24 protein-coding genes and 1 riboswitch are annotated in these 25,682 nt (G+C 74.5%); of the genes, 11 read left to right on the forward strand and 13 right to left on the reverse strand.

The features are described 5' to 3' along the window. Window positions 1-2,445: exodeoxyribonuclease V subunit gamma (recC, locus tag CCE02nite_RS13850; RefSeq protein WP_141390214.1), on the reverse strand; the 2,445-nt coding region annotated here is incomplete at its 3' end. Window positions 2,446-2,646: 201 nt separating this feature from the next. On the opposite strand from recC, the gene CCE02nite_RS13855 reads away from it, so the two are divergent. After that, complete coding sequence (locus CCE02nite_RS13855) at window positions 2,647-2,895, forward strand: helix-turn-helix domain-containing protein (RefSeq protein WP_141390215.1); 249 nt, start codon at window positions 2,647-2,649, stop codon at window positions 2,893-2,895. Beyond that, window positions 2,885-4,174 carry a HipA domain-containing protein gene (locus CCE02nite_RS13860; RefSeq protein ID WP_141390216.1) on the forward strand — a complete coding sequence of 430 codons (1,290 nt, stop codon included), beginning with the start codon at window positions 2,885-2,887 and terminating at the stop codon, window positions 4,172-4,174. Before CCE02nite_RS13855 ends, CCE02nite_RS13860 begins: the two co-directional genes overlap by 11 nt. 37 nt (window positions 4,175-4,211) lie before the next feature. Here the strand turns inward: CCE02nite_RS13860 and CCE02nite_RS13865 are convergent, their stop codons facing one another. From CCE02nite_RS13865 to CCE02nite_RS13875, 3 genes are read right to left on the reverse strand one after another with little or no spacing between them, the layout of a single operon-like run. Next, on the reverse strand, window positions 4,212-4,790 hold the full coding sequence (locus tag CCE02nite_RS13865; protein ID WP_141390217.1) for a class I SAM-dependent methyltransferase: 579 nt from the start codon (window positions 4,788-4,790) through the stop codon (window positions 4,212-4,214). A gap of 20 nt (window positions 4,791-4,810) precedes the next feature. Next, window positions 4,811-6,061 (reverse strand): O-succinylhomoserine sulfhydrylase, encoded by a 1,251-nt coding sequence (locus tag CCE02nite_RS13870; protein ID WP_170227321.1) that lies wholly within the window; start codon window positions 6,059-6,061, stop codon window positions 4,811-4,813. Then, on the reverse strand, window positions 6,058-6,549 hold the full coding sequence (locus tag CCE02nite_RS13875; protein ID WP_141390219.1) for a rhodanese-like domain-containing protein: 492 nt from the start codon (window positions 6,547-6,549) through the stop codon (window positions 6,058-6,060). Before CCE02nite_RS13875 ends, CCE02nite_RS13870 begins: the two co-directional genes overlap by 4 nt. A 277-nt stretch (window positions 6,550-6,826) precedes the next feature. On the opposite strand from CCE02nite_RS13875, the gene CCE02nite_RS13880 reads away from it, so the two are divergent. The 3 genes from CCE02nite_RS13880 to CCE02nite_RS13890 all read left to right on the forward strand — a co-directional run bounded on the left by CCE02nite_RS13880 (window position 6,827) and on the right by CCE02nite_RS13890 (window position 9,779). Further along, window positions 6,827-7,384: a hypothetical protein gene (locus tag CCE02nite_RS13880; RefSeq protein ID WP_170227322.1), complete on the forward strand. Its 558-nt coding sequence runs from the start codon at window positions 6,827-6,829 to the stop codon at window positions 7,382-7,384. A gap of 45 nt (window positions 7,385-7,429) precedes the next feature. Then, window positions 7,430-7,545, forward strand: a riboswitch (SAM riboswitch). Window positions 7,546-7,580: 35 nt separating this feature from the next. Beyond that, window positions 7,581-9,017, forward strand: a complete 1,437-nt coding sequence (locus tag CCE02nite_RS13885) for an aminotransferase class V-fold PLP-dependent enzyme (RefSeq protein ID WP_141390221.1) — start codon at window positions 7,581-7,583, stop codon at window positions 9,015-9,017. Between the two features lie 114 nt (window positions 9,018-9,131). After that, on the forward strand, window positions 9,132-9,779 hold the full coding sequence (locus CCE02nite_RS13890; RefSeq protein WP_141390222.1) for a GNAT family N-acetyltransferase: 648 nt from the start codon (window positions 9,132-9,134) through the stop codon (window positions 9,777-9,779). Window positions 9,780-9,865: 86 nt separating this feature from the next. On the opposite strand, the gene CCE02nite_RS13895 is transcribed toward CCE02nite_RS13890, so the two are convergent. Beyond that, window positions 9,866-10,039, reverse strand: coding sequence for a CsbD family protein (locus CCE02nite_RS13895; RefSeq protein WP_141390223.1), 174 nt, complete (start codon window positions 10,037-10,039; stop codon window positions 9,866-9,868). Between the two features lie 92 nt (window positions 10,040-10,131). On the opposite strand from CCE02nite_RS13895, the gene CCE02nite_RS13900 reads away from it, so the two are divergent. Beyond that, window positions 10,132-10,695, forward strand: coding sequence for a GNAT family N-acetyltransferase (locus CCE02nite_RS13900; RefSeq protein ID WP_141390224.1), 564 nt, complete (start codon window positions 10,132-10,134; stop codon window positions 10,693-10,695). A 108-nt stretch (window positions 10,696-10,803) separates the two neighbouring features. On the opposite strand, the gene CCE02nite_RS13905 is transcribed toward CCE02nite_RS13900, so the two are convergent. The 3 genes from CCE02nite_RS13905 to CCE02nite_RS13915 are packed head-to-tail and all read right to left on the reverse strand — an operon-like array spanning window position 10,804 to window position 14,666. Continuing rightward, window positions 10,804-11,901, reverse strand: a complete 1,098-nt coding sequence (locus CCE02nite_RS13905) for a MaoC/PaaZ C-terminal domain-containing protein (protein ID WP_141390225.1) — start codon at window positions 11,899-11,901, stop codon at window positions 10,804-10,806. Then, entirely contained in the window at window positions 11,898-13,268 is a 1,371-nt protein-coding gene (locus CCE02nite_RS13910; protein WP_141390226.1) for a 3-oxoacyl-ACP reductase, read from the reverse strand. Before CCE02nite_RS13910 ends, CCE02nite_RS13905 begins: the two co-directional genes overlap by 4 nt. 27 nt (window positions 13,269-13,295) lie before the next feature. Then, complete coding sequence (locus tag CCE02nite_RS13915; protein ID WP_141390287.1) at window positions 13,296-14,666, reverse strand: acetyl-CoA C-acetyltransferase; 1,371 nt, start codon at window positions 14,664-14,666, stop codon at window positions 13,296-13,298. A 306-nt stretch (window positions 14,667-14,972) separates the two neighbouring features. Between CCE02nite_RS13915 and CCE02nite_RS13920 the strand changes: the two genes are divergently transcribed. Both CCE02nite_RS13920 and CCE02nite_RS13925 read left to right on the forward strand, forming a co-directional pair. After that, window positions 14,973-15,827, forward strand: coding sequence for a TetR/AcrR family transcriptional regulator (locus CCE02nite_RS13920; RefSeq protein ID WP_255318867.1), 855 nt, complete (start codon window positions 14,973-14,975; stop codon window positions 15,825-15,827). Continuing rightward, window positions 15,824-17,956, forward strand: a complete 2,133-nt coding sequence (locus CCE02nite_RS13925; protein ID WP_141390227.1) for an acyl-CoA dehydrogenase family protein — start codon at window positions 15,824-15,826, stop codon at window positions 17,954-17,956. Before CCE02nite_RS13920 ends, CCE02nite_RS13925 begins: the two co-directional genes overlap by 4 nt. Window positions 17,957-18,082: 126 nt before the next feature. Here CCE02nite_RS13925 and CCE02nite_RS13930 read toward each other — a convergent pair whose 3' ends face one another. After that, entirely contained in the window at window positions 18,083-18,910 is an 828-nt protein-coding gene (locus CCE02nite_RS13930) for a DUF2599 domain-containing protein (protein WP_141390228.1), read from the reverse strand. A 236-nt stretch (window positions 18,911-19,146) separates the two neighbouring features. Then, window positions 19,147-19,587 (reverse strand): NUDIX hydrolase, encoded by a 441-nt coding sequence (locus CCE02nite_RS13935; protein ID WP_141390229.1) that lies wholly within the window; start codon window positions 19,585-19,587, stop codon window positions 19,147-19,149. Window positions 19,588-19,795: 208 nt separating this feature from the next. Between CCE02nite_RS13935 and CCE02nite_RS13940 the strand changes: the two genes are divergently transcribed. From CCE02nite_RS13940 to CCE02nite_RS13950, 3 genes are all read left to right on the forward strand, one after another. Next, window positions 19,796-20,446: a PadR family transcriptional regulator gene (locus CCE02nite_RS13940; protein WP_255318868.1), complete on the forward strand. Its 651-nt coding sequence runs from the start codon at window positions 19,796-19,798 to the stop codon at window positions 20,444-20,446. Between the two features lie 206 nt (window positions 20,447-20,652). Continuing rightward, entirely contained in the window at window positions 20,653-21,732 is a 1,080-nt protein-coding gene (locus CCE02nite_RS13945; RefSeq protein WP_218027119.1) for an ABC transporter ATP-binding protein, read from the forward strand. Further along, on the forward strand, window positions 21,729-22,517 hold the full coding sequence (locus CCE02nite_RS13950) for an ABC transporter permease (RefSeq protein WP_141390231.1): 789 nt from the start codon (window positions 21,729-21,731) through the stop codon (window positions 22,515-22,517). The genes CCE02nite_RS13945 and CCE02nite_RS13950 overlap by 4 nt, the downstream gene beginning before the upstream one ends. A 34-nt stretch (window positions 22,518-22,551) precedes the next feature. Here CCE02nite_RS13950 and CCE02nite_RS13955 read toward each other — a convergent pair whose 3' ends face one another. The 3 genes from CCE02nite_RS13955 to CCE02nite_RS21045 form a co-directional block, all read right to left on the reverse strand. Next, a complete protein-coding gene (locus CCE02nite_RS13955) occupies window positions 22,552-22,923 on the reverse strand; it encodes a YrdB family protein (protein WP_141390232.1) in 372 nt (123 codons plus the stop codon). After that, window positions 22,920-24,383, reverse strand: coding sequence for an APC family permease (locus tag CCE02nite_RS13960; RefSeq protein ID WP_141390233.1), 1,464 nt, complete (start codon window positions 24,381-24,383; stop codon window positions 22,920-22,922). The genes CCE02nite_RS13955 and CCE02nite_RS13960 overlap by 4 nt, the downstream gene beginning before the upstream one ends. Window positions 24,384-24,447: 64 nt before the next feature. Beyond that, complete coding sequence (locus CCE02nite_RS21045) at window positions 24,448-25,632, reverse strand: EamA family transporter (RefSeq protein ID WP_255318869.1); 1,185 nt, start codon at window positions 25,630-25,632, stop codon at window positions 24,448-24,450. Between the last annotated feature and the right edge of the window lie 50 nt (window positions 25,633-25,682).

The raw sequence follows: 25,682 nt of genomic DNA on the forward strand, positions 1-25,682 counted from the left end.
GTCGAGCGGTGCGCCGACGAGCGCGCCGACGGGCCGGCGCTCGCGGTGCAGGGCGCGGGCCCCGGCGAGCGCGGCGCCGTCGTGGCTGAACGGTCCGGGCACGCCCAGGGCACCCGGGACGAAGTTGCGCTCGTCCACGGTCTGGAGCGGGTGCTGCACGACCACGTGCTCGCGCGCCGGGCGGCCGTCGACGGTCGTCGCCACACGGTCGAGCGCGTCGAGCAGCTCCGCGACGGGGACTGCCGGCGGGCGGGCAGCACCCGTGCGCTCGTCGGCGCCCGTGTGCACGACGACGAGGTGGTCGCCCGCCGCGGCGACGGCGTCGAGGAAGATCTGCCGGTCCTCGCTGCGCGCGTCGCGCTCGCCGATCTCCGGGTGCCGGGCGAGCAGGTCGTCGCCCGCGGGCGCCGCCGTGCGGGGGAACACGCCGTCGTCGAGACCCAGGAGGCACACGACCCGGTGCGGCACCGAGCGCATCGGCTCGAGCGAGCACACGGTGAGCGCGCCCGTGCGGAAGCCCGCGCGCGTCGGGCGCCCCGCGAGGCGGTCGTCGAGCAGCGCGCGCACGTCCGCGAGCCGCAGCGCGACCCCGCCGTGCGCGGCGCCCGCCGCGCGGACGTCGCCCAGCACGCGGCGCGCGGAGCCGATCTGCCACGCCTCCGTGGGCGGCGCCTCGGCGAGCAGCGTGAGCGCGCGGTCGAGCGCGTCGAGCCAGTGCGCGAGAGGGTGCACCCCGTCGAGCGCGCGCAGCGTCACCGTCAGCCGGGCGACGAGCTCCGCGAGGCGGCCCGCGAGGTCCACGTCGGTCGAGCCGACGTCGTCGAGCGGCAGCGCCGGCCCGACGAAGCGCGCGTCCTCGTCGGCCATCGCCGCGCCGAGCAGGAGGCGGTCGAGCGCCGCGTCCCACGTGCCCTGCCGCACGTGCCCGTCGATCCCGAACCGCGCCCGCCGCTCGCCGTCCTCGCCCCAGTGCACACCCGCCTCGACGGCCCACTGGCGCAGGCGGTCGACGTCGTCGTCGGAGAACCGGAACCGGCGACGCACCGGCGCGCTCGCGGCGAGGTCGAGCACCTCGGACGCCGTGACGCGGCCGTCGGCGAGGCGCAGCAGCGTCGCGAGCAGCGCGAGCACCGGGTTGGTCGTCCCGGCGCCGCGGTCGGCGAGGCTGACCCGCAGGCGCTGGCCGGGGTGCGCGTCCTCGCCGAGCTCGGGCACCGCGCCGAACGTCGCCGTGACGAGCGGGGCGAACGTCTCGACGTCGGGGCACAGCACGATGACGTCGCGCGCCTGGAGCGTCGGGTCGGCGGAGAACAGCCCGACGAGCGTCTCCCGCAGCACCTCGACCTGCCGCGCCCTGCCGTGGCACGCGAGCACCTGCACCGACCGGTCGGCGGGGTCGACGACGTGGGTCCCGTCCGGCGTGTCCGTGCGGAGGGCGCCCTGCAGCGCGCCGAGCAGCGTCGGCGGGGTGGGTGCGGCCTCGTGCCGGGTCTCCTGCACCGCGCCGCCCCCGGCGAGCCGGAGCTGCAGCTCGACCGCGTCGCGACCGGTCGACGCGAGGAACGGGTGCCGTGCGAGCGTGGGCAGGTCCGCGCGACGTCGGGTGCCTGCGTCGTCCGGAGCGGTGTCGTCGGCGAGCGCGTCGCTCGTGGCGGGGCCGCCGTCGTACGCCGCGATCTTGTCCCACAGCGCGGGCGACGGGTGCACGAGCCACAGGTGGACGTCGCGGTGGTCGGCGAGCGCTCGCAGGACCCGCAGCTCGTCCTCGGGGAGCCGCGTCGGCCCGAACACCGAGAGCCGCGGCGGGAGGTCCACGGACGTGGGGTCGGCGCGCAGCGCGGCGACGGCCTCCTCGACGCGACGCGCCGGGTCCGTGGCCGGGACACGGTCGACGAGACGCCGCCAGAGCTCGGGCTGCCACGCGAGGTCGTCCGGGGTGTCGCCGCTCTCGTCGACCGGCGACGTGGCCGACCATGCGAGCACGACCTCGGGCCGCTGCCGCGCGTAGTCCACGAGCAGGTCCGCGAGCCGGCGCGCGAGCGTGAGCCGCCGACCCCGGCGCACCTCGTCGCCCGGGTCTCCGACGTACCGCGCGAGCGGCGCCGCCCACGGCTCGGCGAGGTGCGCGTCGAGCACCTCGAGCACGGACCAGGCGAGGCGCTCGGGACGCCACGGGTCGTCGTCGGGGTCGAGGTCGGTGAGGTCCGCGACGACCTGCTCCACGAGCCGGCGCGGCCCGCGGAAGTCCACGTTCGCGCACACGCCCGACACCGCGTCGTCTGCCCCGAGGTGGTGCGACAGCCGCTGCGCGAGCCACCGCTCGACACCGCGGGTCGGGACCGCCACGACGTCGGGCGTGAACGGGTCCTCCGGCGCCTCGGCGAGCACGGCGGCGAGCGGCGCCACGAGCGCCTCGGCACGCTCGGAGCGGTGCACTTGCAGCACGGAGGACCCCCGTCAGGCAGGAACGTCGCCCGCCGGTCGGCCGGGCGCTACGAGGAGGCTACGAGGTGCGTCCGACATGGGCGAACCGCCGTCCACAGCGCCCGTGCGCGCGGCCGCTGCGGTGCATGTCTACGTATGGCGACACTGCAGGTCTGTCGCCGTACGTAGACATTGCATTCTTGTCGTCGTACCGTGACTCCTATGGCCGAGGTGTCGATGCTCTCCGCGCGCTCGCTCCCGCGTCTGGGTGCTGCGATCAGGCGCCTCCGTTCGGATCGCGGCATGACCCAGGCTCAGCTGGCGGAGGCGGCAGGGGTCTCACGTCAGTGGGTCGTCGCGGTAGAGAACGGCTCGAAGGACGGGCTCGAGATCGGCAGGCTCATGCGTCTGCTGGACACTCTCGACGCGTCGCTGATGGTGCGCGACGACGGGGCCGACGATGGCCGCTAGCCCGCGACTCGTCGTCGTGCTGGCCGGTCGTGTCGTGGCCGAGGTGGGCCGCACACGCGCCGGCGTGCTGCGCCTCACCTACACCAGCGAGGCGCGCGCACCCGGCGCGACGCCGCTCTCGCTCTCGCTCCCGACCGACACGGGGTCGGTCACGGGCGAGCGCGTCCGATGGTTCCTCGACGCTCTCCTCCCGGACAACGAAGCCGCGCGCAGAGCGATCGCGAGGCGCCACGCGGCGGACGCGGACGACGTGCTGAGCCTCCTCGCGGCCGTGGGCAAGGACTGCGCAGGGGCCGTGCAGCTCTGCACTCCTGAGGACGTCAGCGCGACCCTTGCGCGCGAGGGGGCGCTCGTGGCGCTCTCGGACGCGGACGTGGAGATGCGGCTGGCCGAGCTGCGGACTGACGAGGACGCGAGCTGGACGATGGCCGAGGAGCACTGGTCGCTCGGTGGTAGTCAGCAGAAGTTCGCGGTGCGACGGATGGCAGGGAACTGGTACGAGGCCACCGGTGCCGAGCCGACGAGCCACATCGTCAAGCCCGGGATCCGACGCCTCCAGGCACAGGCGCTCATCGAGCACGTCAGCATGCGTGCCGCGGCACTGTGCGGTGTCGACGTCGCTCACACCGAGTACATGTCGTTCAAGAGCGAGAGCGCGATCGTCATCACGCGGTTCGACAGGGCCGCAGATGTGGCGGGTGGCCTGTGCCGTCTTCATCAGGAGGATCTGTGCCAGTCCCTCGGCGTCCCGGAGAAGTACGAGAGCGAGGGTGGTCCGACGGCGCAGGACGTCGTGAGACTCCTGCGCGATGCGTCCGCCACCCCGGCCGACGCGAGGGAGAACGTCCGCAGGTTCATCGACGCGCTCGTGTACAACACCGTCATCGCTGCCCCCGACGCGCATGCACGCAACTACGCCGTCCTGCTCGACGGGGAGCGCGTGCACCTCGCGCCGGCGTTCGACGTGGCCACCGGTCTCGCCTACGCCCCCCCGCCTGAGGGACGCTCTCTGTCCATGAGCGTCGGTGGGGTGTGGGACGCCGAGAAGGTCGACACGGCGGCGTGGAGGCGCCTCGCACGGGAGAACCGTCTCGACCCCGAAGCGTTGCTCGTCCGTGTGCGCGAGATCGCGGAGAGAGTCCCCAGGGCTGTGACACGTGCGCTCGACGAGGTGGACGAGCTGGACGAGGACTGGGACGGGTCGGTGGCGAGCGTCCGTGAGCGACTCCTGCCCCGCCTCGGGGCGCACGTCGCCGCGCTGCTGGAGCGCATCGGCTGAGGCGTTGGTTCTGACCGGACGACGGGTGACGCACCCGTCAGGCGCGGCGCGCGACGAACACCCACTCGCGGCCCGGGCGGTCGGGCGCGTCGCGGACGTCCACGAGCTCGAACCCGCAGGCGACGAGCGACGCCTCGACCTCGTCGCGCTCCCGGAAGCGCAGTGTCGAGTCCGAGTGCAGCTCGGTGCCGTCGGGCAGCACGGTCGTGTCGTGGAAGGACACGAACGGGAGCGACACGTCGGTGAGGTCGGTCCAGGACTCGACCGGCCCGACGTCGGGCACGTCGACGCGGACGGTCGTCGCCTCGCGGACCCAGCCCTCCCAGGCCCGGCGCGCGGGGTCGCGCGTCTCGAGGACCAGCCACCCGCCCGGCACCAGCGCGGAGCGGACGCCGCGCAGCGTCGCGGTCCACGCGTCGTCGGTGAGGAACACCTGCGCGACGTTCGCCGTCATCGTCGCGAGGTCCACCTGGAGCGGCGGGAGCGCCGTCGCGTCGCCGTGCAGCCGGCGCACGCGGTCGGCGCCCGGCTTGGAGCGCGCGACGTCGAGCGACGCGCCCGCCGGGTCCACGCCGACCACGTCGATCCCGCGCCGCGCCAGGAGGCAGCGAGCCATGTCTTTCGAGCGGGCAGGGGTCAGGCGTCGAGTGCCTGCTCCACGTCCTCGATGACGTCGAGCGGGTCCTCGAGGCCCACGGACAGGCGCACGGTCGTCTCCGCGATCCCGACGGCGGCGCGGCCCTCGGGGCCGAGCTTGCGGTGCGTCGTCGTGGCCGGGTGGGTGACGAGCGACTTGGCGTCCCCGAGGTTGTTCGAGATGTCGACGACCTGGAGCGCGTCGAGGAACGTGAACGCGCGCTTCTTCGCCGTCTCGGGGTCGGTGCCCTCGGGGACGGCGAGGTCGAACGTCACGACCGTCCCGCCGCCGCTCTGCTGCGACTGCGCGAGCTCGCGCTGGGGGTGCGACGCGAGGAACGGGTACCGCACGCGGCCGATCCCCGGGAGCTGCTCGAGCGCCTCGGCGACCTGGGCGGCGGCGGCGTTCTGCGCGGCGACGCGCACGGGCAGCGTCTCGAGGCCCTTGAGCAGGACCCACGCGTTGAAGGCCGAGAGCGACGGGCCCGTGTTGCGGATGAACGTCTGCACGGGGCCGTTGACGTACTCCTCGGTCCCGAGGATCGCGCCGCCGAGCACGCGGCCCTGGCCGTCGATGTGCTTGGTCGCCGAGTACACGACGACGTCCGCCCCGAGCTCGAGCGGCTTCTGCAGCAGCGGGGTCGCGAACACGTTGTCGAGCACGACGACCGCACCGGCGGCGTGCGCGAGCTCGCTCACGCGCCGCGCGTCGACGATGTCCTGCATGGGGTTGGAGGGCGTCTCGAAGAACACGACGTCCGCCGGTGTGGACAGCGCCTCCTCCCACTGGGAGAGCACGTGCCCGTCGACGTAGTCCGTGCGCACGCCCCACTTGGCGAAGATCTCGTCGAAGATGACGATGCTCGACCCGAACAGCGCGCGCGCCGCGACGATGCGGGACCCGGAGCCCACGAGCGCGGCGAGCGACGTGAACACGGCGGACATGCCGGACGCCGTCGCGTAGCACGCCTCGGCACCCTCCAGGAGGCGCAGACGCTCCTCGAAGGCGTGCACGGTCGGGTTGCCGTAGCGCGAGTAGACGAACCGGTCGAGCTCGCCCTTGAACGCGGCCTCGGCGTCGGCGGCGCGGTCGTACGTGTAGCCCTGCGTGAGGAACAGCGCCTCGGACGTCTCCTGGAACTCCGTGCGGTGGTGCCCGCCGCGCACGGCGAGCGTCGCGGGGCGAGCGCTCGCGGGCAGGGGCTTGCGGCCGGAGCCGCCGGGCACGCTCCCGGGCTGCGCGGCGCTCACCGGGCCGCCTCGTCGTAGGTCGTGGTGGGCAGGCCGCGGACCTTCCAGCCCTCGACGTCGCGCAGGCCCGAGAAGCCCTGCGCGCCCTCGAAGCCCTCGAGCACGTTGTACGACGGCCCGAGCCCGGCGGCCGTGGCCGCGCGCGCCGCGCCGATCGAGCGCTGGCCCGAGCGGCACAGGAACACGACGGGACGTTCGTCGCCGGGGGTGAGCCCGGCCTCGACGAGCTGGTCCACGAAGCGCGGGTTGGGTCCGGCCGGGGTCACCCACTCGTCGAACACGACGTCGCGGTCGAGGTCCGTGGCGTCGGGCACGCCGATGGTGCGCCACTCGCCCTCGGTGCGGACGTCCACGAGCACGGCGCGCTCGTCGTTCGCGAGCAGGTCCCACGCCTGCTGCGGCGTGATGTCGCCGGCGTAGCCGACGGCGGGTCGTGCGTCGGGCAGCGCCGCCTGGGGTGCCGACGCCTGCTGGGACTGGTCGCTCATGAGTCTCCTCCATCGATCGTGGCAGTAGCACCCTGCGCCCGGCCGTCTCGCGACGGACCGGGGGGTTGCTGCGGCGTCGACGTGCCACGTCACTCGGCCGCTCCGGATGGTTGCTCGGGATCGTACGCCACCCGTCCGACGCGCGGAACGCCCGTCTCGGGGAGCGATCCCAGGCCCGGGGGTGCCCGACGTCGGACGGCCGCGCTAGCGTGGCCGCGTGGCCGGGCGGGGGTCTCGGCGGGCAGGGGGATCGATGCGGATCGCACGGGGACGCGCGGTGGGTGCGGCGGTGGTCGCCGGAGCGGTCGCGGCGGGGGCGGTCCTGCTGTGGACGGCACCACGGGGCGAGGAAGGCCCGCAGGCGGTGGCCGAGGTGCACCTCGTCGGGGACGACGTCCCCGGGCTGCCCACGGAGCGGTCGCGGGTCGTCCAGGTCGAACCCGACGAGGACCTCGTCTCGCCCCGTCCCTCCGGCACGGCGCTCGACGCACGGGAGGGCGAGCCGATCGACCTCGCGGACCACGTCGTCGGAGGGTACGAGGGCTGGTGGAGCTCGGACGGCAACGGCGAGGCGTGCGACGGCTACGCCGCCGCGCACCCCGAGGTCGTGCTGGCGAGCACACGCACCGGTGAGGTCGTCGAGGCCCACGCGGACGGCGTGCGGCTCCAGCGTCCTCCGCGGACGCCACCGGGAGACCCGGCCGAGTGGCCGCCCGACTCCGTCGTCGTGCTCGACGCGCGCACCGGGGCGGTGCTCGACTCGTTCGAGGTCGACGAGTCCGGGTGGCGCCTCGAGCTGCCCGTGGAGTGCGTCCCGCCATCCGAGACACCCTGACCACCGGTTGACACGGCGTGTCCCGCGCGCACATCCTGGGACGCAGGTCATGAGTGCCAGCGTGAAACCCCGGTTTGCTGGCCGGCAACCCTCCTCTCGCGGCGGGGTGCCCCGGGTGACGACCAGGCCGTACGCCGACCGGCGCGCGGCAAGCGCGGGGATCACCGTCCCCGGACCGCCCTCGGAGGACTGTGCCATGACTGCTCTCGCCGACGTCTCGTGTCCGACCGAGGTCTCGGAAGCCCCCGACCTCGCGACGGTCGCCGACGCGCCCGCCCTCCTGCCCGTCGTCGGTGCGGACACGCTCGTGCCCCTCGTCGACGGCCGCAGCGTCCCGTACGCGAACCTCGACGTCGCGGCCTCGGCCCCGGCGCTGCGCTCGGTCGCGGACCGCGTCACCGAGGTGCTCCCGCTCTACGCGAGCGTGCACCGCGGCGCGGGCTATCTGTCGCAGGTCTCGACCGCGCTCTACGAGGCGTCGCGCCGCACGATCGGCGCGTTCGTCGGCGCGCGCGAGGACGACGTCACGGTCGTCACGCGCAACACGACCGACTCCCTCAACCTGCTCGCGGGCTGCGTCCCGGCGAACGCGGACGGGACGCCCGGGCGCGTCCTCGTCCTCGACGTCGAGCACCACGCGAACCTGCTGCCGTGGCAGCGCGCGGGCGGCGCGACGGTCCTCGCCGGTGGCGCGTCCGTCGCGGAGACGCTGTCCGGCCTGCGCACGGAGCTCGCACGCTTCCCGTACACGCTGGTCGCCGTGACCGGTGCGTCGAACGTCACGGGCGAGTCGCTGCCCGTCGCGGACGTCGTGCGGATCGCGCACGACGCCGGGGCGCGGGTCGTGCTCGACGGCGCCCAGCTCGTCCCGCACCGCGGGTTCTCGCTCGCGGGCTCGGGCGTCGACTACGTCGCGTTCTCCGGCCACAAGACGTACGCGCCGTTCGGCGCGGGCGCCCTCGTGGGCCGCCGCGACTGGCTCGACGCGGGCACGCCGTACCTCGCCGGGGGCGGCGCGGTGCGACATGTCGCCGTCACGGGGACGCAGTGGCAGACGGCGCCCGCGCGCCACGAAGCCGGGTCGCCGAACGTCGTGGGCGCCGCGGCGCTCGCGGCGGCGTGCGACGCGCTCGCGGCGCTCGACCCTGCCGACCTCCACGCCCACGAGGCGAGGCTCCGCGCTGCGCTCGTCGGCGGGCTAGAGGCCGTGCCGGGCGTGCGCGTGGTGCGGGTCTGGGAGGACGCCGTCGACCCGGTCGGCGTCGTCACGTTCTCCGTCGAGGGTCACGACCCGGGCCTCGTCGCCGCCTACCTCTCCGCCGAGCACGGCATCGGCGTGCGCGACGGCCGCTTCTGCGCGCACCCGCTGCTCGCGCGCCTCGGGTACGACGCGGGCGCGATCCGCGCGTCCGTCGGCGTCGGGACGACGGGCGCGGACGTCGTCCGGCTCGTCGAGGCCGTGCGGTCGTACGTGGAGCACGGTCCGGCGACGCGGTACGAGGTCGTCGACGGCTGCTGGGCCGTGGCCGACGACCCGCGCCCGGTGCCCGTGGGGTCCGGTCTCGAGGGTCTCTTCGCGACCGCCGCGGCGGGTTTCCTCGCCGACGCCGCGGGGTGCGGTCCCGCCGTCTGACCCGGCGCCGGCGGGACCGCCGGGACTCCCGTTCACCGGGCCGTCGACGAGCGTTGTCCACGACGTCGCCGGACCCTCTTGGCGGCGTCGTCCGCGTGTGCTCTGATATGCGCTGTGCTGCACGACGTCGTCCTCTCGGGGCACGGTTTCCGCCTGGAGCCGCTGGCCCTGGAGCACGCTGAGACACTGGCCGGCCTCGTCGACGAGGCGATGTGGTCAGGCATGAGCATCCCCATGCCCTTCGGGGTCGCGGGGATGGCCGAGCTCGTGGCCGCGACGCGCGCCGCACCCGACCTGACGGGCTTCGTCGTGCGCGCCGTCGACCCCGACGGCGCCCCGGGCGACGTGCTCGGCAGCACCGCGTTCCGCGACCTGTCGCTCGTCGACCGCCGGGTCGAGGTCGGGCGGACGTTCTACGCGCGCTCCACGTGGGGGAGCCTCGTCAACCCTGTGACCAAGTGGCTGCTGCTGCGGCACGCGTTCGAGACGTGGGACGTGCACCGGGTCGGCTTCCGCGTCGACACGCGCAACACGCGCTCGCTCGGGGCGATGCGGCGCCTGGGCGCGTACGAGGAGGGCGTCATGCGCGGCCACCGGACGGCGCCCGACGGGACGCGCGCGGACTCGGTGATGTTCTCGATCCTCGCGCCCGAGTGGCCCACGGTCGAGGTCGGGCTGCTGGAGCGGATCAACGCCCCGCGCGTCGTGCCCGTGCTGGCGCCGCCGCTGCCTCCGGTGGTCCTGCCGCTCGCCGCGTCCTGACCGGGCCCGTCCGTGTGAGCAGCCCCCGGACACGCCGCGAGGGCCCCGCCGCAGCGGAGCCCTCGCGACTCGTTCGGCGGAGCACGTCAGCGGTCGAACGCGTCCTTGACGTCGTCGCCCGCCTGCTTCACGTTCGCCTTGGCCTGGTCGGCCTGGCCCTCGGCCTCGAGCCGCTCGTTGTCGGTGAGCTTGCCCGCGCCTTCCTTGAGCTTGCCACCCGCCTCTTCGGCGGCGTGCTTGGCCTTGTCTCCGATGCCCATGAGTGCTCCTCTCGTCGGTACGTGGTCGACCGTAGGCACGGACCCGGTCACTCGCACGCGGTCGGGCACCCGGGGTGTGGTGGGATGTGCGGGTGCAGCACGACACCGCCCTCGAAGGCTTCGGCGTCCGCCTCGTCCCGCTCGACGAGCGCCACGCCCCCGCGCTCGGCGCGCTCGTCGACGACGGCATCTGGGCCGGCATGTCCAGCCGCGTGCCGAGCGGGACGGAGGCGATGGCCGGGTACGTCCGTGACGCCGTCGCCGCCCCCGGTCGGCTCGCGTTCGCGGTCGTCGGCGCGGACGTCGTCCGCGGGTCGACGTCCCTCTACGAGTGGGTGCCCTCGCAGGGCCGCCTCGAGCTCGGCTCGACGTTCTACGCGCGCCGTTGGTGGGGTGGCGTGACGAACCCGGCGTGCAAGTACCTGCTGCTGCGCCACGCGTTCGAGGACCTCGGCGTCGCGCGCGTCGCGTTGCGGGCGGACGCCCGCAACAGCCGCTCCATCGGCGCGATCCGGCGCCTGGGCGCCGTACCCGAGGGCGTGCTCCGCAGCCACCGCGTCGCACCCGACGGCTCGCGCCAGGACACGGCCTACTTCTCGATCCTCCGCGACGAGTGGCCGACCGTCCGCGACGGCCTGCTCGCCCGACTGGCCTGATCGGCCGGCTCGCCGAGAACGAGCCGGGGCGGGGTCGAGCACGGGGTCGGTGTCGTCGTCCGATCGATCGCGACGCCGACCCCGTGCTCGGCAGCGGGGCGCGGGAGGTCAGCCCCGGGGCGTGACGCGGCCCGTGAGGTGGAGGCGCCCCTTGCCGTCCCACGCCTGGTAGACGACGCCCGTCGTCGGGTCGCCCGCGCCGTCGGGCACGGCCGGGGCAACCTGCGCGACGGCGTCGCGCACCGCGGTGGACGTGCTGCCCGCCGGCCGCAGCGCGACGTCGACCGTGCTCGGCAGCAGGACCGGGTTCGCGAACGACACCGTCCAGTCGTACGTGTCGCCGCGGCGTGGCCCTGCCTCGGCGAGCGCGCGCGCGGCGGTGTACATGCCGTGCGCGATGGCGCGCGGGAACCCGAACGCCTTGGCGCCGAGCGCCGACGTGTGGATGGGGTTCCGGTCGCCCGAGACCGCGGCGTAGGCGCGGCCCGTCCCCGCGCCGAGCGTCCAGCGGGCGGTCGGGAGCGGGGCGACGAACGCCTCGGTGCCCGACGATGCGTTGGCGTCCTCGGCTGCCGGGCCGCCCGGGAGCGTGACGCCCTTCGCGAGGTAGGTCGAGACACCGCGGTACGCGAGCGTCGTCGCTGAGAGCCCGCTCCCCGCCGCTCGCTCGTCGTCCGTGCGCTCCACGGACACCTCGGTGACGAGATCCACCTGGACGCCGCGACGGTGCGGCCGCAGCCGCTCGGCCCAGGCACGCACCTCGAGGATGTCCCCGAGCCGCACGGGACGGAGCACGGACACCGAGTTCGCGAGGTGCACCATGCCGAGCAGCGGCAGCGGGAAGTCGGTCCGGACCATGACGGCCGTCGCGAGGGGGAACCCGAGCACGTGCAGGTACCCGGCGGGCAGCACCTCCGACGGGGCCTCGCCCACGAGCCGCGCGTACCGCGCGAGGTGCGCGGCGCTGCCGACGTGACCGGGTGCGGCCGCGTCGCCCGTCGGCACGCCGGCGACGCGGTACGTGACGTCAGGGAGTGCGAGGTCGCGGCGACCGCCCCCGGGGAGCCGGTGCGCCGCCGCGATGCGGCCCGACGCCGCGACCCCGCGCACGTACAGGCCGCCGAGCCCGGGGATCGTGGGCAGGGTCTCGACCCGCTCGGGCGCGCCCGACCGGGCTGTCGGCGCGACGCCGTCGGGCGCCGTCACCGGCCCACCACGTTCTGCCCGCACACGCGCAGCACCTGCCCGTTCACGCCCGCGGCCGCGGGCGACGCGAGGAACGCGATCGCCTCGGCCACGTCCACGGGCTGGCCGCCCTGCTGGAGCGACGCGACCCGGCGCGCGACCTCGCGCTGGACGAACGGGATCGACGCCGTCATGTCCGTCTCGATGAACCCCGGCGCGACGGCGTTCGCCGTGCCGCCCGGACCGCCCGGCGCGGCGAGGAGGCGCGCGAACGCGCGCGTGTGCCCGATGACGCCGGCCTTCGAGAACGCGTAGTTCGCCTGGCCACGGTTGCCCGCGATGCCGCTCGTCGACGCGAGCGACACGATGCGCGGCGCGGACGAGAACCCGTTCGCGCCGAGCAGGTACTCCGTGATCCGCAGCTGCGCGGCGAGGTTCACCGCGACCACCGCGTCCCACTTGTCCGCGGACATGTTGGCGAGCAGCTTGTCGCGCAGGATGCCCGCGTTGTGCACGAGGACGTCCAGCCCGCCGTGCCGTGCACGGGCGTGCTCGAGGATGCGCGCGCCCGCGTCGTCGGCGGTCACGTCGAGCTGCAGCGCCGTGCCCTTGATCTCGTTCGCGACCTTGGCGAGCGCCTCGCCCGCCGCGGGCACGTCGACCACGACGACCTTCGCGCCGTCGCGCGCGAGCGTCCGGGCGACCTGCGCCCCGATCCCGCGCGCCGCGCCTGTGACGACGGCGACCTTGCCGGCGAGCGGCTGGTCCCAGGAGGTGCCGGTCACGCCGACGTCGGCGACGGGCGTGCCGACGCGCAGCACCTGCCCGTCGACGAACGCCGACCGGGCGGACAGGAGGAAGCGGAGGGTCGCGAGGACGCTCGGGCTGTCGACCGGGGCGTCGTCGGTCACCTGGATGCCGTTGCCGGTCGCGCCGTAGCGCAGCTCCTTGGCGACGGAGCGCAGGAACCCGTCGACGCCCTCGCGTGCGGCGGCGAGCTCGGGGGAGTCGCTGTCGGCGGGGGCGCGGGAGATCGTCACGACGCGGCCGTTCGACGCGAGGCGGCGGAGCGTCGCGGAGAGCGCCATGACGGGCGCGGACGCGTCCTCCGGACGCTCGATCCCGCTGAGCACGACGACGACCGCACCCCACCGGGTCGTGTCGTCCGGGGTCTGGCGGACGTCGAGGTCCCAGGCGAGCAGGGCCTCGGCGACGCGGTCGGCGTCGTCGCGCACACCCGGCGTGCCGCCGAGCACGAGCACGGGCCCGACGGTGAGCGGGTCGCCCGCGCGGAAGCGGCGCAGGACGGCGGGGCGTGGGAGGCCCAGCTTCTTGGCGAGCGTCTTCGTGAAGCCGGAGTTGACGGCCTGGACGTAGGAGTCGGTCACGGTGGTTCCTCTCGGGTCGTCGGGCCGTCAGGCGGGGGCGTCGGTCGCGGGGACGGACTCGAGGATCGCGGCGACGCCGAGCCCGCCCGCGGCGCACACGGAGATCAGCGCACGCGCGGGTGCCCCGGTCTCGGCGGTGCGCTGCGCGAGGAGCTTGGCCGCCGTCGCGACGATGCGGCCGCCGGTCGCGGCGAACGGGTGGCCCGCGGCGAGCGAGGACCCGTTGACGTTGAGGCGCGAGCGGTCGATCGACCCGAGCGCGCCGTCGAGACCCAGCTCGGCGCGGCAGTACTCGTCGTCCTCCCATGCCTTGAGCGTCGTGAGCACGGTGGACGCGAACGCCTCGTGGATCTCGTAGAGGTCGAAGTCGCCGAGCGCGAGGCCGTTGCGCGCGAGCAGGCGCGGGACGGCGTGGGCCGGCGCCATGAGCAGGCCCTCGTGACCGTGCACGAAGTCGACGGCGGCGGTCTCGGCGTCGACGACGCGCGCGAGCAGCGGGAGGTCGCGCTCGCGCGCCCACTCGGCGGACGCGAGCAGGACCGTGGACGCACCGTCGGTGAGCGGGGTCGAGTTGCCCGCCGTCATGGTCGGCTCGGCACGGCTCCCGTCGCCCGCCACCGCGCCCGCGAGGCGCTTGCCGTACACCGGCTTGAGCGCCGCGAGCTTCTCGAGCGACGAGTCGGTGCGGAGGTTGTCGTCGCGCACGAGCCCGCGGAACGGGGTGACGAGGTCGTCGAAGAAGCCGGAGTCCCACGCGGCCGCGAGGTGCTCGTGGCTCGCGAGCGCGATCTCGTCCTGCGCCTCGCGCGTGATGCCCCACCGCGCCGTCGTGATCGCCTGGTGCTCGCCCATGGACAGGCCCGTGCGCGGCTCGTCCGTCGCGGGGGTGAGGGGCGCGAGGTCGGAGGGACGCACCTTCGTGAACGCCTTGACGCGCTGACCGAGGGTCTTCGCGTGGCTCGCCTCGAGCAGCGCCCGGCGCAGGCCCTCGCTCACGGCGATCGGCGCGTCGGACACGGTGTCGGAGCCGCCCGCGACCCCCGACTCGACCTGGCCGAGGCGGATCTTGTTCGCGACGGTGATCGTCGCCTCGAGGCCGGTCGCGCACGCCTGCTGGAGGTCGTAGGCGGGGGTCTCGGGGGAGAGCGACGAGCCGAGCACCGACTCGCGGACGAGGTTGAAGTCGCGGGAGTGCTTGAGCACCGCGCCGCCGACGACCTCGCCGAGCCGCTCGCCCTGGAGGCCGAAGCGCGCGACGAGTCCCTCGAGCGCGGCCGTGAACATCTCCTGGTTGCTCGCCGAGGAGTACTTCTTGCCCGCGCGGGCGAACGGGATCCGGTTCCCGCCCACGACCCAGGCGTCGCGGGGGGTGCCGGTCGTCGTCGCCTGCTCGGGCACCCGCTCGGGGGACTGCTCGGGGGTCTGGCGGGGGCTGGTGCGGTTGGCCACTGTGCCTCACTTCCTGTCCGTGCTCGCTGCGCTGCGTCGGTCCCGGCCCGGGGAGGGAGCCTCTGCGCGAGTCCGGCGGCGATGCCGCAGTCGATGCCGCGCGGAGGCGAGGGAGAGGGCCGGCTGGTGTCCAATACCAAGAGTACCTGATACTCTCGGTTTCGTGAGTCGGGTCACAGGGCCGTGCCCTGCCCCGACACGGTGCCGGAGGACCAGGCACCGACGACATCGAGGTCGGGCGCAACGGAGGGCGACGTGAACACAGGTGCCGACGCGCGAGCGGCCACCCGAGGACGGGTGCAGCCGGGCGTGGCGGTGGACGGCCGGTCGACCCGCTGGGACGAGCACCGGGCGGCACGCCGCGCGGAGCTCATCCGGGCGGCGAGCAAGGCCGTGCACCGCGGGGGCCCCGGGGTCTCCATGGACGAGATCGCGGCGGCGTCGGGGACGTCGAAGTCGATCATCTACCGCTACTTCGACGACAAGACCGGCCTGCAGGTCGCGCTCGGCTCCGCCGTCGTCGGGCAGATGCACGACGCGCTGACCCAGGCCGCCGAGTCGGCCGAGACCCCCAAGCGCGCGCTGCGCGCGATGGTCGGCGTCTACCTCGAGATGATCGAGAGCTCGCCCAACGTCTACTACTTCGTCACCCGGACGAGCGCCGTCGCGGGGACGGAGGAGCCCGCCGCGCAGCTCGCCGCGAGCGGCATCACCACCGGGACGGCCGGCGCGAGCCGCGCGCCTCTCGCGGCGTTCCTCGACTCGGTGATCGAGCTCGTCGCCGAGCCGTTCGCGCGCGTCACCGACGTCTCGTCCGCCGACGCCGCGGCCTGGGCCGCGGGTGCCGTCGGCTTCGTGCGCGGGGCGGGGGAGTGGTGGCTCGGCCACCGCGACCGGGCCGACGTCCCCGACCGTGAGCAGCTCACCGAGCGCGTCGCCGCCTGGCTCTGGGCCGGGCCCGTCGGCGTCCTCTCCCACAACCCGGGTAACCCCCGCTCCCACGACGACCGGCGCACGTCGCCCGTGACGCGTCGTGACGGCGTCCGCCGCCCCACCACCGACCGCCCTGAGCACCCGGCGACCGCCTCAGAACTCAAGGAGATCCCATGACCGCCACGTCCGACCGTCCCGCCCTCGCGCAGCGCGCGTCGACCACGGGTGACGCGAGCGCGACGCCGCAGGGCGAAGCCCGCGTCGACGTCGCCTCCCTCGAGAAGCTCCTGCTCGGCCGGTGGGCCGACCTGCGCGCGGCGGCGCGCGCGACCGCGGGCGAGGAGGCGTTCCAGCGCATCGAGGGCCTGACCCTGCGCGAGCACCGCGAGCGGGTGCTGGAGCAGATGCACCTGCTCGTGGGCAAGCGCCAGGTGTGGCGCGGGTACCCGGAGCGCCTCGGCGGCGCGGACGACGCGGGCGGCAACCTCGCCGGGTTCGAGGAGCTCGTCGCGGCCGACCCGTCGCTGCAGATCAAGGCGGGCGTGCAGTGGGGGCTGTTCGGCTCGGCGATCCTGCACCTCGGCACCCCCGAGCAGCAGGACCGCCTCCTGCCGGGCGCGATGGACCTCTCGGTGCCGGGCGCGTTCGCGATGACGGAGATCGGCCACGGGTCGGACGTCGCGAGCATCGCCACCACGGCGACGTACGACCCGGAGACCGAGGAGTTCGTCATCCACACCCCGTTCCGCGGGGCGTGGAAGGACTACCTCGGGAACGCGGGCGTGCACGGCGTGGCAGCCGTCGTGTTCGCGCAGCTCGTCACGAAGAACGTCAACCACGGCGTGCACGCGTTCTACGTGCCCATCCGCGACACCGCGGGCGAGCGCGACGAGCTCGGCCGGCTGCCGTTCCTGCCCGGCGTGGGCGGCGAGGACGACGGCCAGAAGGGCGGGCTCAACGGCATCGACAACGGGCGCCTGCACTTCGACCACGTGCGGGTCCCGCGCACCGACCTGCTCGCGCGCTACGGCTCGGTCGACGCCGACGGCACGTACTCCAGCCCCATCGACAGCCCCGGGCGCCGCTTCTTCACGATGCTCGGCTCGCTCGTCCAGGGTCGCGTGTCGCTCGACGGTGCCGCGGTGACCGCGGCGAAGCTCGGCCTCGCGATCGCCGTGCGGTACGCGAACGAGCGCCGCCAGTTCACGGGTGCGACGCCGACCGAGGAGGTCGTGCTCCTCGACTACGGCACGCACAAGCGCCGCCTCGTCGTCCCCATCGCGGAGACCTACGCCGCGCACTTCGCGCACGACCGACTGCTCGACCTGTTCCACTCGGTGTTCTCCGGCGAGGAGGACACCCCGGAGCAGCGTGAGGACCTGGAGACGACGGCCGCCGCGCTCAAGGCCACGAGCACGCGGTTCGCGCTCGACGTGCTCCAGGAGACGCGCGAGGCGTGCGGCGGGGCGGGGTTCATCACGGCCAACCGCATCACGAGCCTGCGCGCGGACCTCGACGTCTACGCGACGTTCGAGGGCGACAACACGGTTCTGCTCCAGCTCGTCGCGAAGCGCCTGCTCGCCGACTACGGCAAGCAGTTCAAGGGCATCACCCCGGGCCAGATGGCGCGCGTCGTCGTCGAGCGCGCGGGTGACATGGCGCTGCACCGGACGCCGCTCAAGCGCGCGGCGCAGGCGCTCGCCGACGTCGGCGACCCGCGCCGCGCCGCCGGCCACCTGCGCGACCCCGAGACGCAGCGCGCACTGCTCACCGACCGGGTCGAGACGATGGTCGCCGACGTCGCGCAGGCCCTGCGCCCCGCGCAGAAGGCCGACCCCGAGACGGCGACGAACCTGTTCAACGCCCACCAGGTCGAGCTCGTCGAGGCCGCCCGCGCCCATGCGGAGCTGCTGCGCTGGGAGGCCTTCACGCAGGCGCTCGAGACCATCGAGGACGCAGGCACGCGTGAGGTCCTCACGACGGTCCGCGACCTGTTCGGTCTGAGCCTCGTCGAGCGCCACCTCGCGTGGTACCTGCTCAACGGCCGCCTCTCGGCGCAGCGCGCCCGGACGGTCACGAGCTACCTGGACCGCCTCATCGACCGTCTGCGCCCCCACGCGCAGGACCTCGTCGACGCCTGGGGCTACGGACCCGAGCACCTGCGCGCGACGATCGCGACCGGCATCGAGAAGGAGCGCCAGGACGAGGCGCGCGACTACTACCGGCGCCTGCGCGCGAGCGGCGACGAGCCGCGGAGCGAGAAGTCGCTGCGCAAGGCTGCGAAGGGCGGCCCGCAGGCCCGCTGACCAGCCCGTCCCCGGAACGTCCTCGGCACAGCAGCGGAGCGGTACCGCCGCCGAGGGTCAGGCCCGGGCGGCACGACGTCCACCAGCCGTCGTGCCGCCCGGGCCGTTGCCGTCCGTGGCCCGTGCTCAGGCGGGGTTGCAGCGCGCCGCCATCGTGGCGAGCAGCCCGACGTCGGGCCGCCAGGGCTCGAGGTTCCACGTCGCCTTGTCCGGGGCACCCAGGGCGTGGCACGCGAGCTGGTCGTGCATCGTCGGGGTGTCGATCTCCGGCTCGGCGGCGACGAGCTGCGCCCACACGAGCTCCTGGCCCGCCTGCCCCGCGGCGCGCGCCCACGCGGTCGGGTCGACGGCGAGCGATCGCCCGCCCTCCCGCTCACCCCAGTCGGTGCTCCGCACGGCCTGCGTGCCGAGCGGGACGACGACGTCCCACGCCCCGGCGGGCCCGCCGCCGTCCGCTCCCGTCCCGTCCGATCTCGCGTCGTCGGTCACGGCGCCGGGCGCGCGGCCCGTCGCGGCGGCGTCTGGCGAGGTGCCCGACGGCGTCCCCGCCGCGGGCACGAGCATCACCTCCGCGCGGCGGGCGTCGACGAGCACGACCCGCACGCCTGGATTCCCGGGCGAAGGCTCGCCCGTGGCGGCGGCGTCGCCGCTCGCCGTGTCGCCCGGGGCCGTGCCGTCACCGGGCCGTGCCCCGTGCGGACCGACGACGCGCGGTGCGCCGAACCCGCCGACGGGTGTGCCGTCGTCGTCCAGCACGGTCAGGGTGCCGTCGGCGTGGCGCACGAGCGAGCCGCCCTCGACCGAGACCAGGGCCGAGGCGCCGGCGAGGACGAGCGCGACGTCCGACGCGCCCTCGTCGCCCGCCGCGACGGCCACTGCGGGAGCGCCCTCGCCCGGCGCGGGCGGCATGGGCGGGGGTGCTGCGATCTCGACGGTCACCGGTCCCACGGGCACGCGGACGACCTCGGGGTCCGCAGTGCTGCCGCCACTGGTCCCCGAGGTGCCGAGGTCATCAGGCTCGCCGGAGGTGCCCTCTGGGCGCGTGGTCGTGACCGCGTCGGGTCCCGGAGACGGCGCGCCGTCGTGCGGCGTGCACCCGCCGAGGACGAGGGACACGAGGGTGCCGACGGCGAGCGCGGCCAGCGCGGTGACCCCGGGCCGTCGTCGCGACCGGACAGGGGCGGGCCGCCTCACGACGACACGGGGAGCAGCCCGGCCCAGCGGCGGCCGAGGTCGACGAGCCCGACGCGCCGGAGCGCGTCGACCTCGTCGGGCGTGAACCAGCCGACGTCGTCGGTCGACTCGTCCTCCTCGACGCGCAGCTCGCCGCCCACGACGTGCGCGCGGTAGACGATCCGGACGGCGTGCAGCGAGCGGTCGCGGTCCTCCACCCGCAGGCGGTCGGCCGCGGCGACGACGATGCTGTCCACGCCGAGCAGGCCGTCGAGCTCGACGTCGTAGCCGGTCTCCTCGTGCACCTCCCGCACGGCCGCCGCCTCGGGGTGCTCGCCGGGGTCGATGCCGCCGCCCGGGAGAGTCCAGCCGTCGTGGTCCCCCTCGCTCCAGTGGGGGAGGAGCATCCTCCCGTCCTCGCGGACGATCACGGCGTAGGCGGCGACGCGGATCTGCATGGACCCATCATGCGCGACGACCGTCGTCGCCCTGCGGTTCCGGCGAAGGTGCGGTTCCGGCGCGCCGATCGTGCGGAGACCGCCCGTCCCGGTGCCGTGACGGTCGGCAACCCCTGTTCGGCGCGACAGGGAAAGAGTCCTTGCGCAAGCAATCGGGATCGAATACTCTGAACAAAGTATTCGGAGGTGAGCAGTGTCCCGTCGTCCTGTGTCCAACCCGCTCGCGCTCGCCGTGCTCGCGAGCCTCGCCGAGCGACCCATGTACCCGTACGAGATCACGACGACCTTGCGCGAGCGGGGCAAGGACGACAGCATCCGGCTCAACTTCGGCTCGCTGTACTCCGTCATCAAGTCGCTCGAGAAGCACGGCTTCATCACGCCGTCGCACTCGGAGCGCGAGGGCAACCGGCCCGAGCGCGTCGTCTACGAGATCACGGAGGCGGGCAAGGTCGAGGCGGCCGCGTGGCTGCGCGAGCTGCTCGCCGTGCCGTCCAAGGAGTACCCGGACGTCGAGGCGGGGCTGTCGCTCATCGCCATGCTCTCGCCCGAGGAGGTCGCGGCGCTCCTGCGCGCACGGCTCGCGTCGCTCGACGCCGAGATCCGCACGCGCGACGCCGGGCTCACCGGCGCTGCCGCGGCCGGTCTGCCGGAGATCTTCCTCGTCGAGGCCGACTACCGGCTGTCCATGCTGCGCGCGGAGCGCGGGTGGATCGACCGGTTCGCCGCACGCCTGGAGGCGGGTGAGGTCGGCGGCCAGGAAGGCTGGGCCGAGATGGCGCGCCTGCGCGCCGCGGGCGCGTCACCCGAGGAGATCGAGGAGGTCGTGCGCCGCCACCTGCCCGCCGACCTCACCCCCTGAGACCACCGGCGCGCGCCCGACCGGGCGCGTGCCGGACGGACAAAGAGTGGTGGCCCGGATGCGCCAACATCCGGACCACCGAGCCCGAGTCGTCCCGCCGGAACCGACGGAACTGCTGCGTCAACAGTCACCCAGGGCTCTCCCATGCTATCCGCGCGGGAGAGGCCACCCCCGGCGAGACGGCTCCCGACACAAGGAGCCTCATCGTGCCTTCCAGCACCCGTGCGCAGGAGACGGCGATCGACGCCGTCGACCTGCGCAAGACCTACCCGGGCGGCCGCGGCCGCTCGCCCGTGCACGCGCTCGACGGACTGTCGTTCGCCGTGCCGACGGGCACCGTGTTCGCGCTGCTCGGCCCCAACGGGGCGGGCAAGTCGACGACCGCCAAGATCCTCACGACGCTCAGCCGCGCCGACTCCGGCACGGCGACCGTCGCGGGGATCGAGGTCGCGCGCCACCCCGAGCGCGTGCGGCGCGCCATCGGGTACGTCGCGCAGAAGCCCGTGACCGACCCGATGGACAGCGGTCGCGAGAACCTCGTCCTCGCGGGCCGGCTCCAGGGCCTCGGCGCGCGTGACGCCCGTGCCCGTGCGACCGAGCTCCTCGAGCGGTTCTCCCTCACGGACGAGGCCGACCGCCTCGTGACGACGTACAGCGGCGGCATGGCGCGCAAGCTCGACGTCGCGATGGGGATCGTGCACCGGCCGCGGGTCCTGTTCCTCGACGAGCCGACGACCGGGCTCGACCCCGAGGCGCGCGCCGAGATGTGGGCCGAGATCGAGCGCATGACCGCGCACGAGAGCATGACGATCCTCCTCACCACGCACTACCTCGAGGAGGCCGACCGCCTCGCCGCGAGCCTCGCGATCGTCGACCACGGCCGCGTGGCGGTCGCGGGGACGCCCGACGCGCTGAAGGACGAGCTGCGCGGCGACGGGATCGTCGTCGAGCTCGCCGCCCCGACCGTCGCGGCGTCCGGGCTGCCCGACGGCGGCGCCGCCCTCGCGGCCCGCGTCACCGCCGCGGTGGGCACGTGCGCGGGTGTCCGCGACGTGCACGTCGAGGGCCGGACCCTGCGCGCCCGCGCCGACTCGGGCGCCGTCGCGCTGCCCGCCGTCCTCGCCGCGCTCGACGCCGCGGGGCTCCCCGTCGCGTCGGCGACGCTCGCCCGCCCGAGCCTCGACGACGTCTATCTGCGGCACACGGGCCGCACGTTCACGGCCGCCCGGTCCTCCGCGGACGCGATGGCCGGTGCCGGCGCGACCGTCGAGGGGGTGGCCGCATGACCGCCGTCGTGCACACCGGGCTGCTCACCGCCCGGGCGCTGCGCCAGGGCGCGCGCATCCCCGTGTTCATGGTCATGAACCTCGTGCAGCCCATGATCTGGCTGCTGCTGTTCGGCGAGCTCTTCCGGTCGGTCGTGGAGATCCCCGGGTTCTCCACGGGCGGGACGTACCTCGAGTTCATCACGCCCGGCGTCGTGATGATGACGGCGATGTTCGGCGCCGCCTGGGCCGGGACGTCGTACGTGCAGGACATGGACCGCGGCGTCATGGACCGCTTCCTCACGTCGCCGGCGTCGCGCGGCGCGCTCATGGCGTCGACGATGATCTACCAGGCCGTCATCGCGGTCGGTCAGGCGCTCGTCGTCCTCGCCGTCGCGTGGCTGTGCGGGGCGCGGTTCGGCAGCACGCCCGGCGAGACGACGCTCGGCGTCCTCGCCCTCCTGCTCGCGGTCGTGCTCCTCACGGCGCTGTTCTCGGCGCTGAGCAACGCGACGGCCCTGCTCACCGGCCAGCAGGAGGCCCTCATCGGCATCTCGCAGCTCATCACGCTGCCGCTCATGTTCCTGTCGTCAGCCGTGATGGACACGCGGCTCTCCGCGGACTGGGTGGCGGACGTCGCGCGCTACAACCCGTTCGACTGGGCCGTCGTCGCCGGGCGCGAGGCGCTCGCCGCGTCGCCCGACTGGGGCGTGGTGTGGGGACGGCTCGGGCTGCTCGCGCTCGCGGCGGTCGTCATGGGCTGGCTCGCGACGCAGGCGTTCCGCACGCGGCAGCGCTCGGCCTGACGGGTGCGCACGACGGCGTTCGCCCTCACCCGGGTCAGCGGTCCCGGGTGAGGGCGAACGCCGTCGTGCCGACGAGCGCGAGGCCCACGCCCCACCAGACGAGCCCGACGCCCGCGGCCGCGAGCCCGGCGGCGACGAACAGCACGATCTGGCCGTCCAGGCGCCAGGGCTGCGGGAGGCGGTGGGCCGCGGTCGGCGCGAACCAGCGCCCCCACACGACCACGACGAGGGCGGGCAGGGCGAGGGCCAGCACCACCGAGAGCGCGACGCCACCCGGCCCGGACGCGCCCCCGAGACGCCAGCCCACGACCGCGACCAGGGCGAGGAGCGCGAGCTCGCAGAGGAACGCGACGACGTCGGCGGCGCCGACGCGCGGACGACGCCGGTCGAGGGGCGGTGGGCTCATCGGTCCTCGACGTCGTCCTCGAGCTGGGACACGTCCGAGAACGCGGTCTGGCGGTGGCGCACCGCACGGTTGTACAGCCATGTGACGAACGAGAGCAAGACCCCGAGCCCCACGAGCGCGCCCGCGATGACGTACTGCTCCTGCTGCTCGGCGCTGCGCGCCCACGGTCCGGCGAGGTACGCGCACGTGAGTGCCCCGAGGACGGCGAGCCAGGTGCGCGTGCGGAAGTGCTGGTGGTCCACGTGGTCGCGGCGCAGCACGAGGAGCGCGATGTTGACGATCGTGAAGACGACGAGCAGGAGAAGCGACGTCGTGCCGCCGAGCAGCGCGATCGCGTTGGTGCCGGCCTCGGTCCCCGACTGCCGCACGACGTACACGATGAGCGCGAACGCGATGGCCGTCGTGACGAGGATCGACACCCACGGCGTCCGGCGGAACGGGTGCACCTGGCCGAACGCGCGCGGCAGCACGCCCTGGTTCGCCATGCCGTAGAGCAGGCGGGACGCCATGAGCATGTTGATGAGCGCCGAGTTCGCGACGGCGAACATGCCGATGAACGGGAAGATCGTGTCGAACGGCAGGTTCGGCGCCCCCGCCGCCACGACCTGCGTGAGCGCCGAGCCCTTCGAGTCGTCCACGAGGTCGCCGACGGGGACGAGCGCGACGGCGGTGATCGCGACGAGCACGTAGATCGCGCCCGTGAGGGAGAGCCCGGTGAGCATCATGCGCGGGAAGTCGCGCACGGGGTTCTTGCACTCCTCGGCCATGTTCACCGAGTCCTCGAACCCGACCATCGCGAAGAACGCGAGCGTCGTCGCGGCCGTCACGGCGAGGAACACGCTCTTGTCGTCCGCGCTCTCGAACACGACGACGCGCGAGAAGTCGGCGCGGCCCTGCGTGGTCGCCCACAGCCCGACGAAGATCACGAGCAGCAGGCCGGACAGCTCGACGAGCGACAGCACGACGTTCGCCCGGACGCTCTCGCCGACGCCCCGCAGGTTCACCAGCGCGACCAGGGCCATGAAGCCGAGCGCGATGAGGAGCCTGCCGTCGCCGCCCGTCGGGAGCTCGAGGCCGAACCCGTCCGAGACGAACCCCGCGAACGCGTTGGACGCCGTCGACGCCGACGTGATGCCCGAGCTCATGACCATGAACGCGACGACGAACGTCAGCAGGTGGATGCCGAACGCCTTGTGCGTGTAGAGCGCAGCGCCGGCGGCGCTCGGGTACTTGGTGACGAGCTCGAGGTAGGAGAACGCGGTGATCGTCGCGACCACGAAGGCGAGCAGGAACGGCAGCCACGCCGCCCCGCCGACCTCGCCCGCGACCTGGCCCGTGAGCGCGTACACGCCCGTGCCGAGGATGTCCCCGACGATGAACAGGAGCAGCAGCTTGGGCCCCATGACGCGCTTGAGCTCCGGCTGCTGCCGTTCCTCCGTGCGACCCGCGGTCTGGCTCATGAGAGGCTCCCTCGCGTCTCGGACGTCCCCGGACCTCCATGGAACCCCCGGTCACGGCCTCCTGTCAGCGCGAACGAGCGCGTGTCGCCCCCGGGCTGCCGAACCCGGCCCTGTCGTCGGGAACCTCGCCGAACCCGGGGCTGTCCCCGGGCTCGGCCCCGTGGGGTGCGACAACCCCGGGTGCGGCGGCCGTCGGGCGTACGGCACGCGGTCTCCGGCGCAGGACGCCCGTCGTCGTCGCGACGCCCAGCAGGAGCACGGCGCCGCCCGCCAGCTCGGCCGCGTTCGGCACCTCGTCGAGCACGACCCACGCGGCGAGCATCCCGACGGGCGGCACGAGCATCGTGAACGGCACCACCGCGGACGCCGGGTACCGGGCGAGCAGCGTGTTCCAGATCCCGTAGCCCACGACGCTCGCGAGCCACGCCGTGTACAGGGTCGAGAGCACGGGCGCGAGCGTGAGGTGCGTGAGCGCGTGCCCGACGGCGTCCGGCCCGTCGAGCGCGAGGGACAACCCGAGCATGGGGACGGGGACGACGAGCGCCGACCACACCGTCATCGACAGCCCCTCCAGCCCGGGCCGCGGGGAAGAGCCCCGCCCCGCCGAGGTAGAGCCCTGGTCGCGCGAGGTAGAGCCGTGGTCGCGCGAGGTAGAGCCGTGGTCGCGCGAGGTAGAGCCCTGGTCGCGCGAGGTAGAGCCGTGGTCGCGCGAGGTAGAGCCCTGGTCGCGCGAGGTAGAGCCCTGGTCGCGGCGGCTCCCGGCGCGTCGGGCGACGACGTTGCCCACCGCCCACGACGCCGCGGCGGCGAGGGTCACGACGAACGCGAGCGCCGGCGTCGACGCGCTGCGCCCCACGCCGACGACGACGAGCCCCGCCGCGCCGACGAGCACGCCGACGAGCTGCGCGCGCGTCGGGACCTCGCGCAGCGCCGCGGCGGCGAACAGCACCGTGAGCCCGACCTGCGCCTGGAGCACGAGGGACGCCAGCCCGGCGGGCATGCCGAGCGCGAGCGCGGTGTAGAGGAGACCGAACTGGCCGAGGCTCATGAACGTGCCGACGAGCAGCACGTCCCGCCATCGGGCGCGCGGCCGCGGGACGAGGAAGACCGCCGGGACCAGCACGACGAGGAAGCGCAGGGCGACGAACAGCGTCGGGGGCATGTCGCCGAGCCCGAGGTCGATGACGACGAAGTTCACGCCCCAGACGACGGCGACGAGGACGGCGAGGAGGGACGAGCGCAAGGGCATGGGATCGAGGGTGCGTCTTCGGCATCGTGCACGTCCAGCGCACGATCGTG

Origin of the sequence: Cellulosimicrobium cellulans, assembly GCF_006539945.1 — a bacterium.
In the GTDB taxonomy this organism is placed as follows: Bacteria; Actinomycetota; Actinomycetes; order Actinomycetales; family Cellulomonadaceae; genus Cellulosimicrobium; species Cellulosimicrobium cellulans.

Excerpts from the sequence above, each read along its gene's own strand:
- CCE02nite_RS13855 (WP_141390215.1), top strand. The coding sequence starts at position 2,647 with ATGGCCGAGGTGTCGATGCTCTCCGCGCGCTCGCTCCCGCGTCTGGGT.
- CCE02nite_RS13860 (WP_141390216.1), top strand. The coding sequence starts at position 2,885 with ATGGCCGCTAGCCCGCGACTCGTCGTCGTGCTGGCCGGTCGTGTCGTG.
- CCE02nite_RS13865 (WP_141390217.1), bottom strand. The coding sequence starts at position 4,790 with ATGGCTCGCTGCCTCCTGGCGCGGCGCGGGATCGACGTGGTCGGCGTG.
- CCE02nite_RS13875 (WP_141390219.1), bottom strand. The coding sequence starts at position 6,549 with ATGAGCGACCAGTCCCAGCAGGCGTCGGCACCCCAGGCGGCGCTGCCC.
- CCE02nite_RS13885 (WP_141390221.1), top strand. The coding sequence starts at position 7,581 with ATGACTGCTCTCGCCGACGTCTCGTGTCCGACCGAGGTCTCGGAAGCC.
- CCE02nite_RS13895 (WP_141390223.1), bottom strand. The coding sequence starts at position 10,039 with ATGGGCATCGGAGACAAGGCCAAGCACGCCGCCGAAGAGGCGGGTGGC.
- CCE02nite_RS13925 (WP_141390227.1), top strand. The coding sequence starts at position 15,824 with ATGACCGCCACGTCCGACCGTCCCGCCCTCGCGCAGCGCGCGTCGACC.
- CCE02nite_RS13935 (WP_141390229.1), bottom strand. The coding sequence starts at position 19,587 with ATGCAGATCCGCGTCGCCGCCTACGCCGTGATCGTCCGCGAGGACGGG.
- CCE02nite_RS13950 (WP_141390231.1), top strand. The coding sequence starts at position 21,729 with ATGACCGCCGTCGTGCACACCGGGCTGCTCACCGCCCGGGCGCTGCGC.
- CCE02nite_RS13955 (WP_141390232.1), bottom strand. The coding sequence starts at position 22,923 with ATGAGCCCACCGCCCCTCGACCGGCGTCGTCCGCGCGTCGGCGCCGCC.
- CCE02nite_RS13960 (WP_141390233.1), bottom strand. The coding sequence starts at position 24,383 with ATGAGCCAGACCGCGGGTCGCACGGAGGAACGGCAGCAGCCGGAGCTC.
- CCE02nite_RS21045 (WP_255318869.1), bottom strand. The coding sequence starts at position 25,632 with ATGCCCTTGCGCTCGTCCCTCCTCGCCGTCCTCGTCGCCGTCGTCTGG.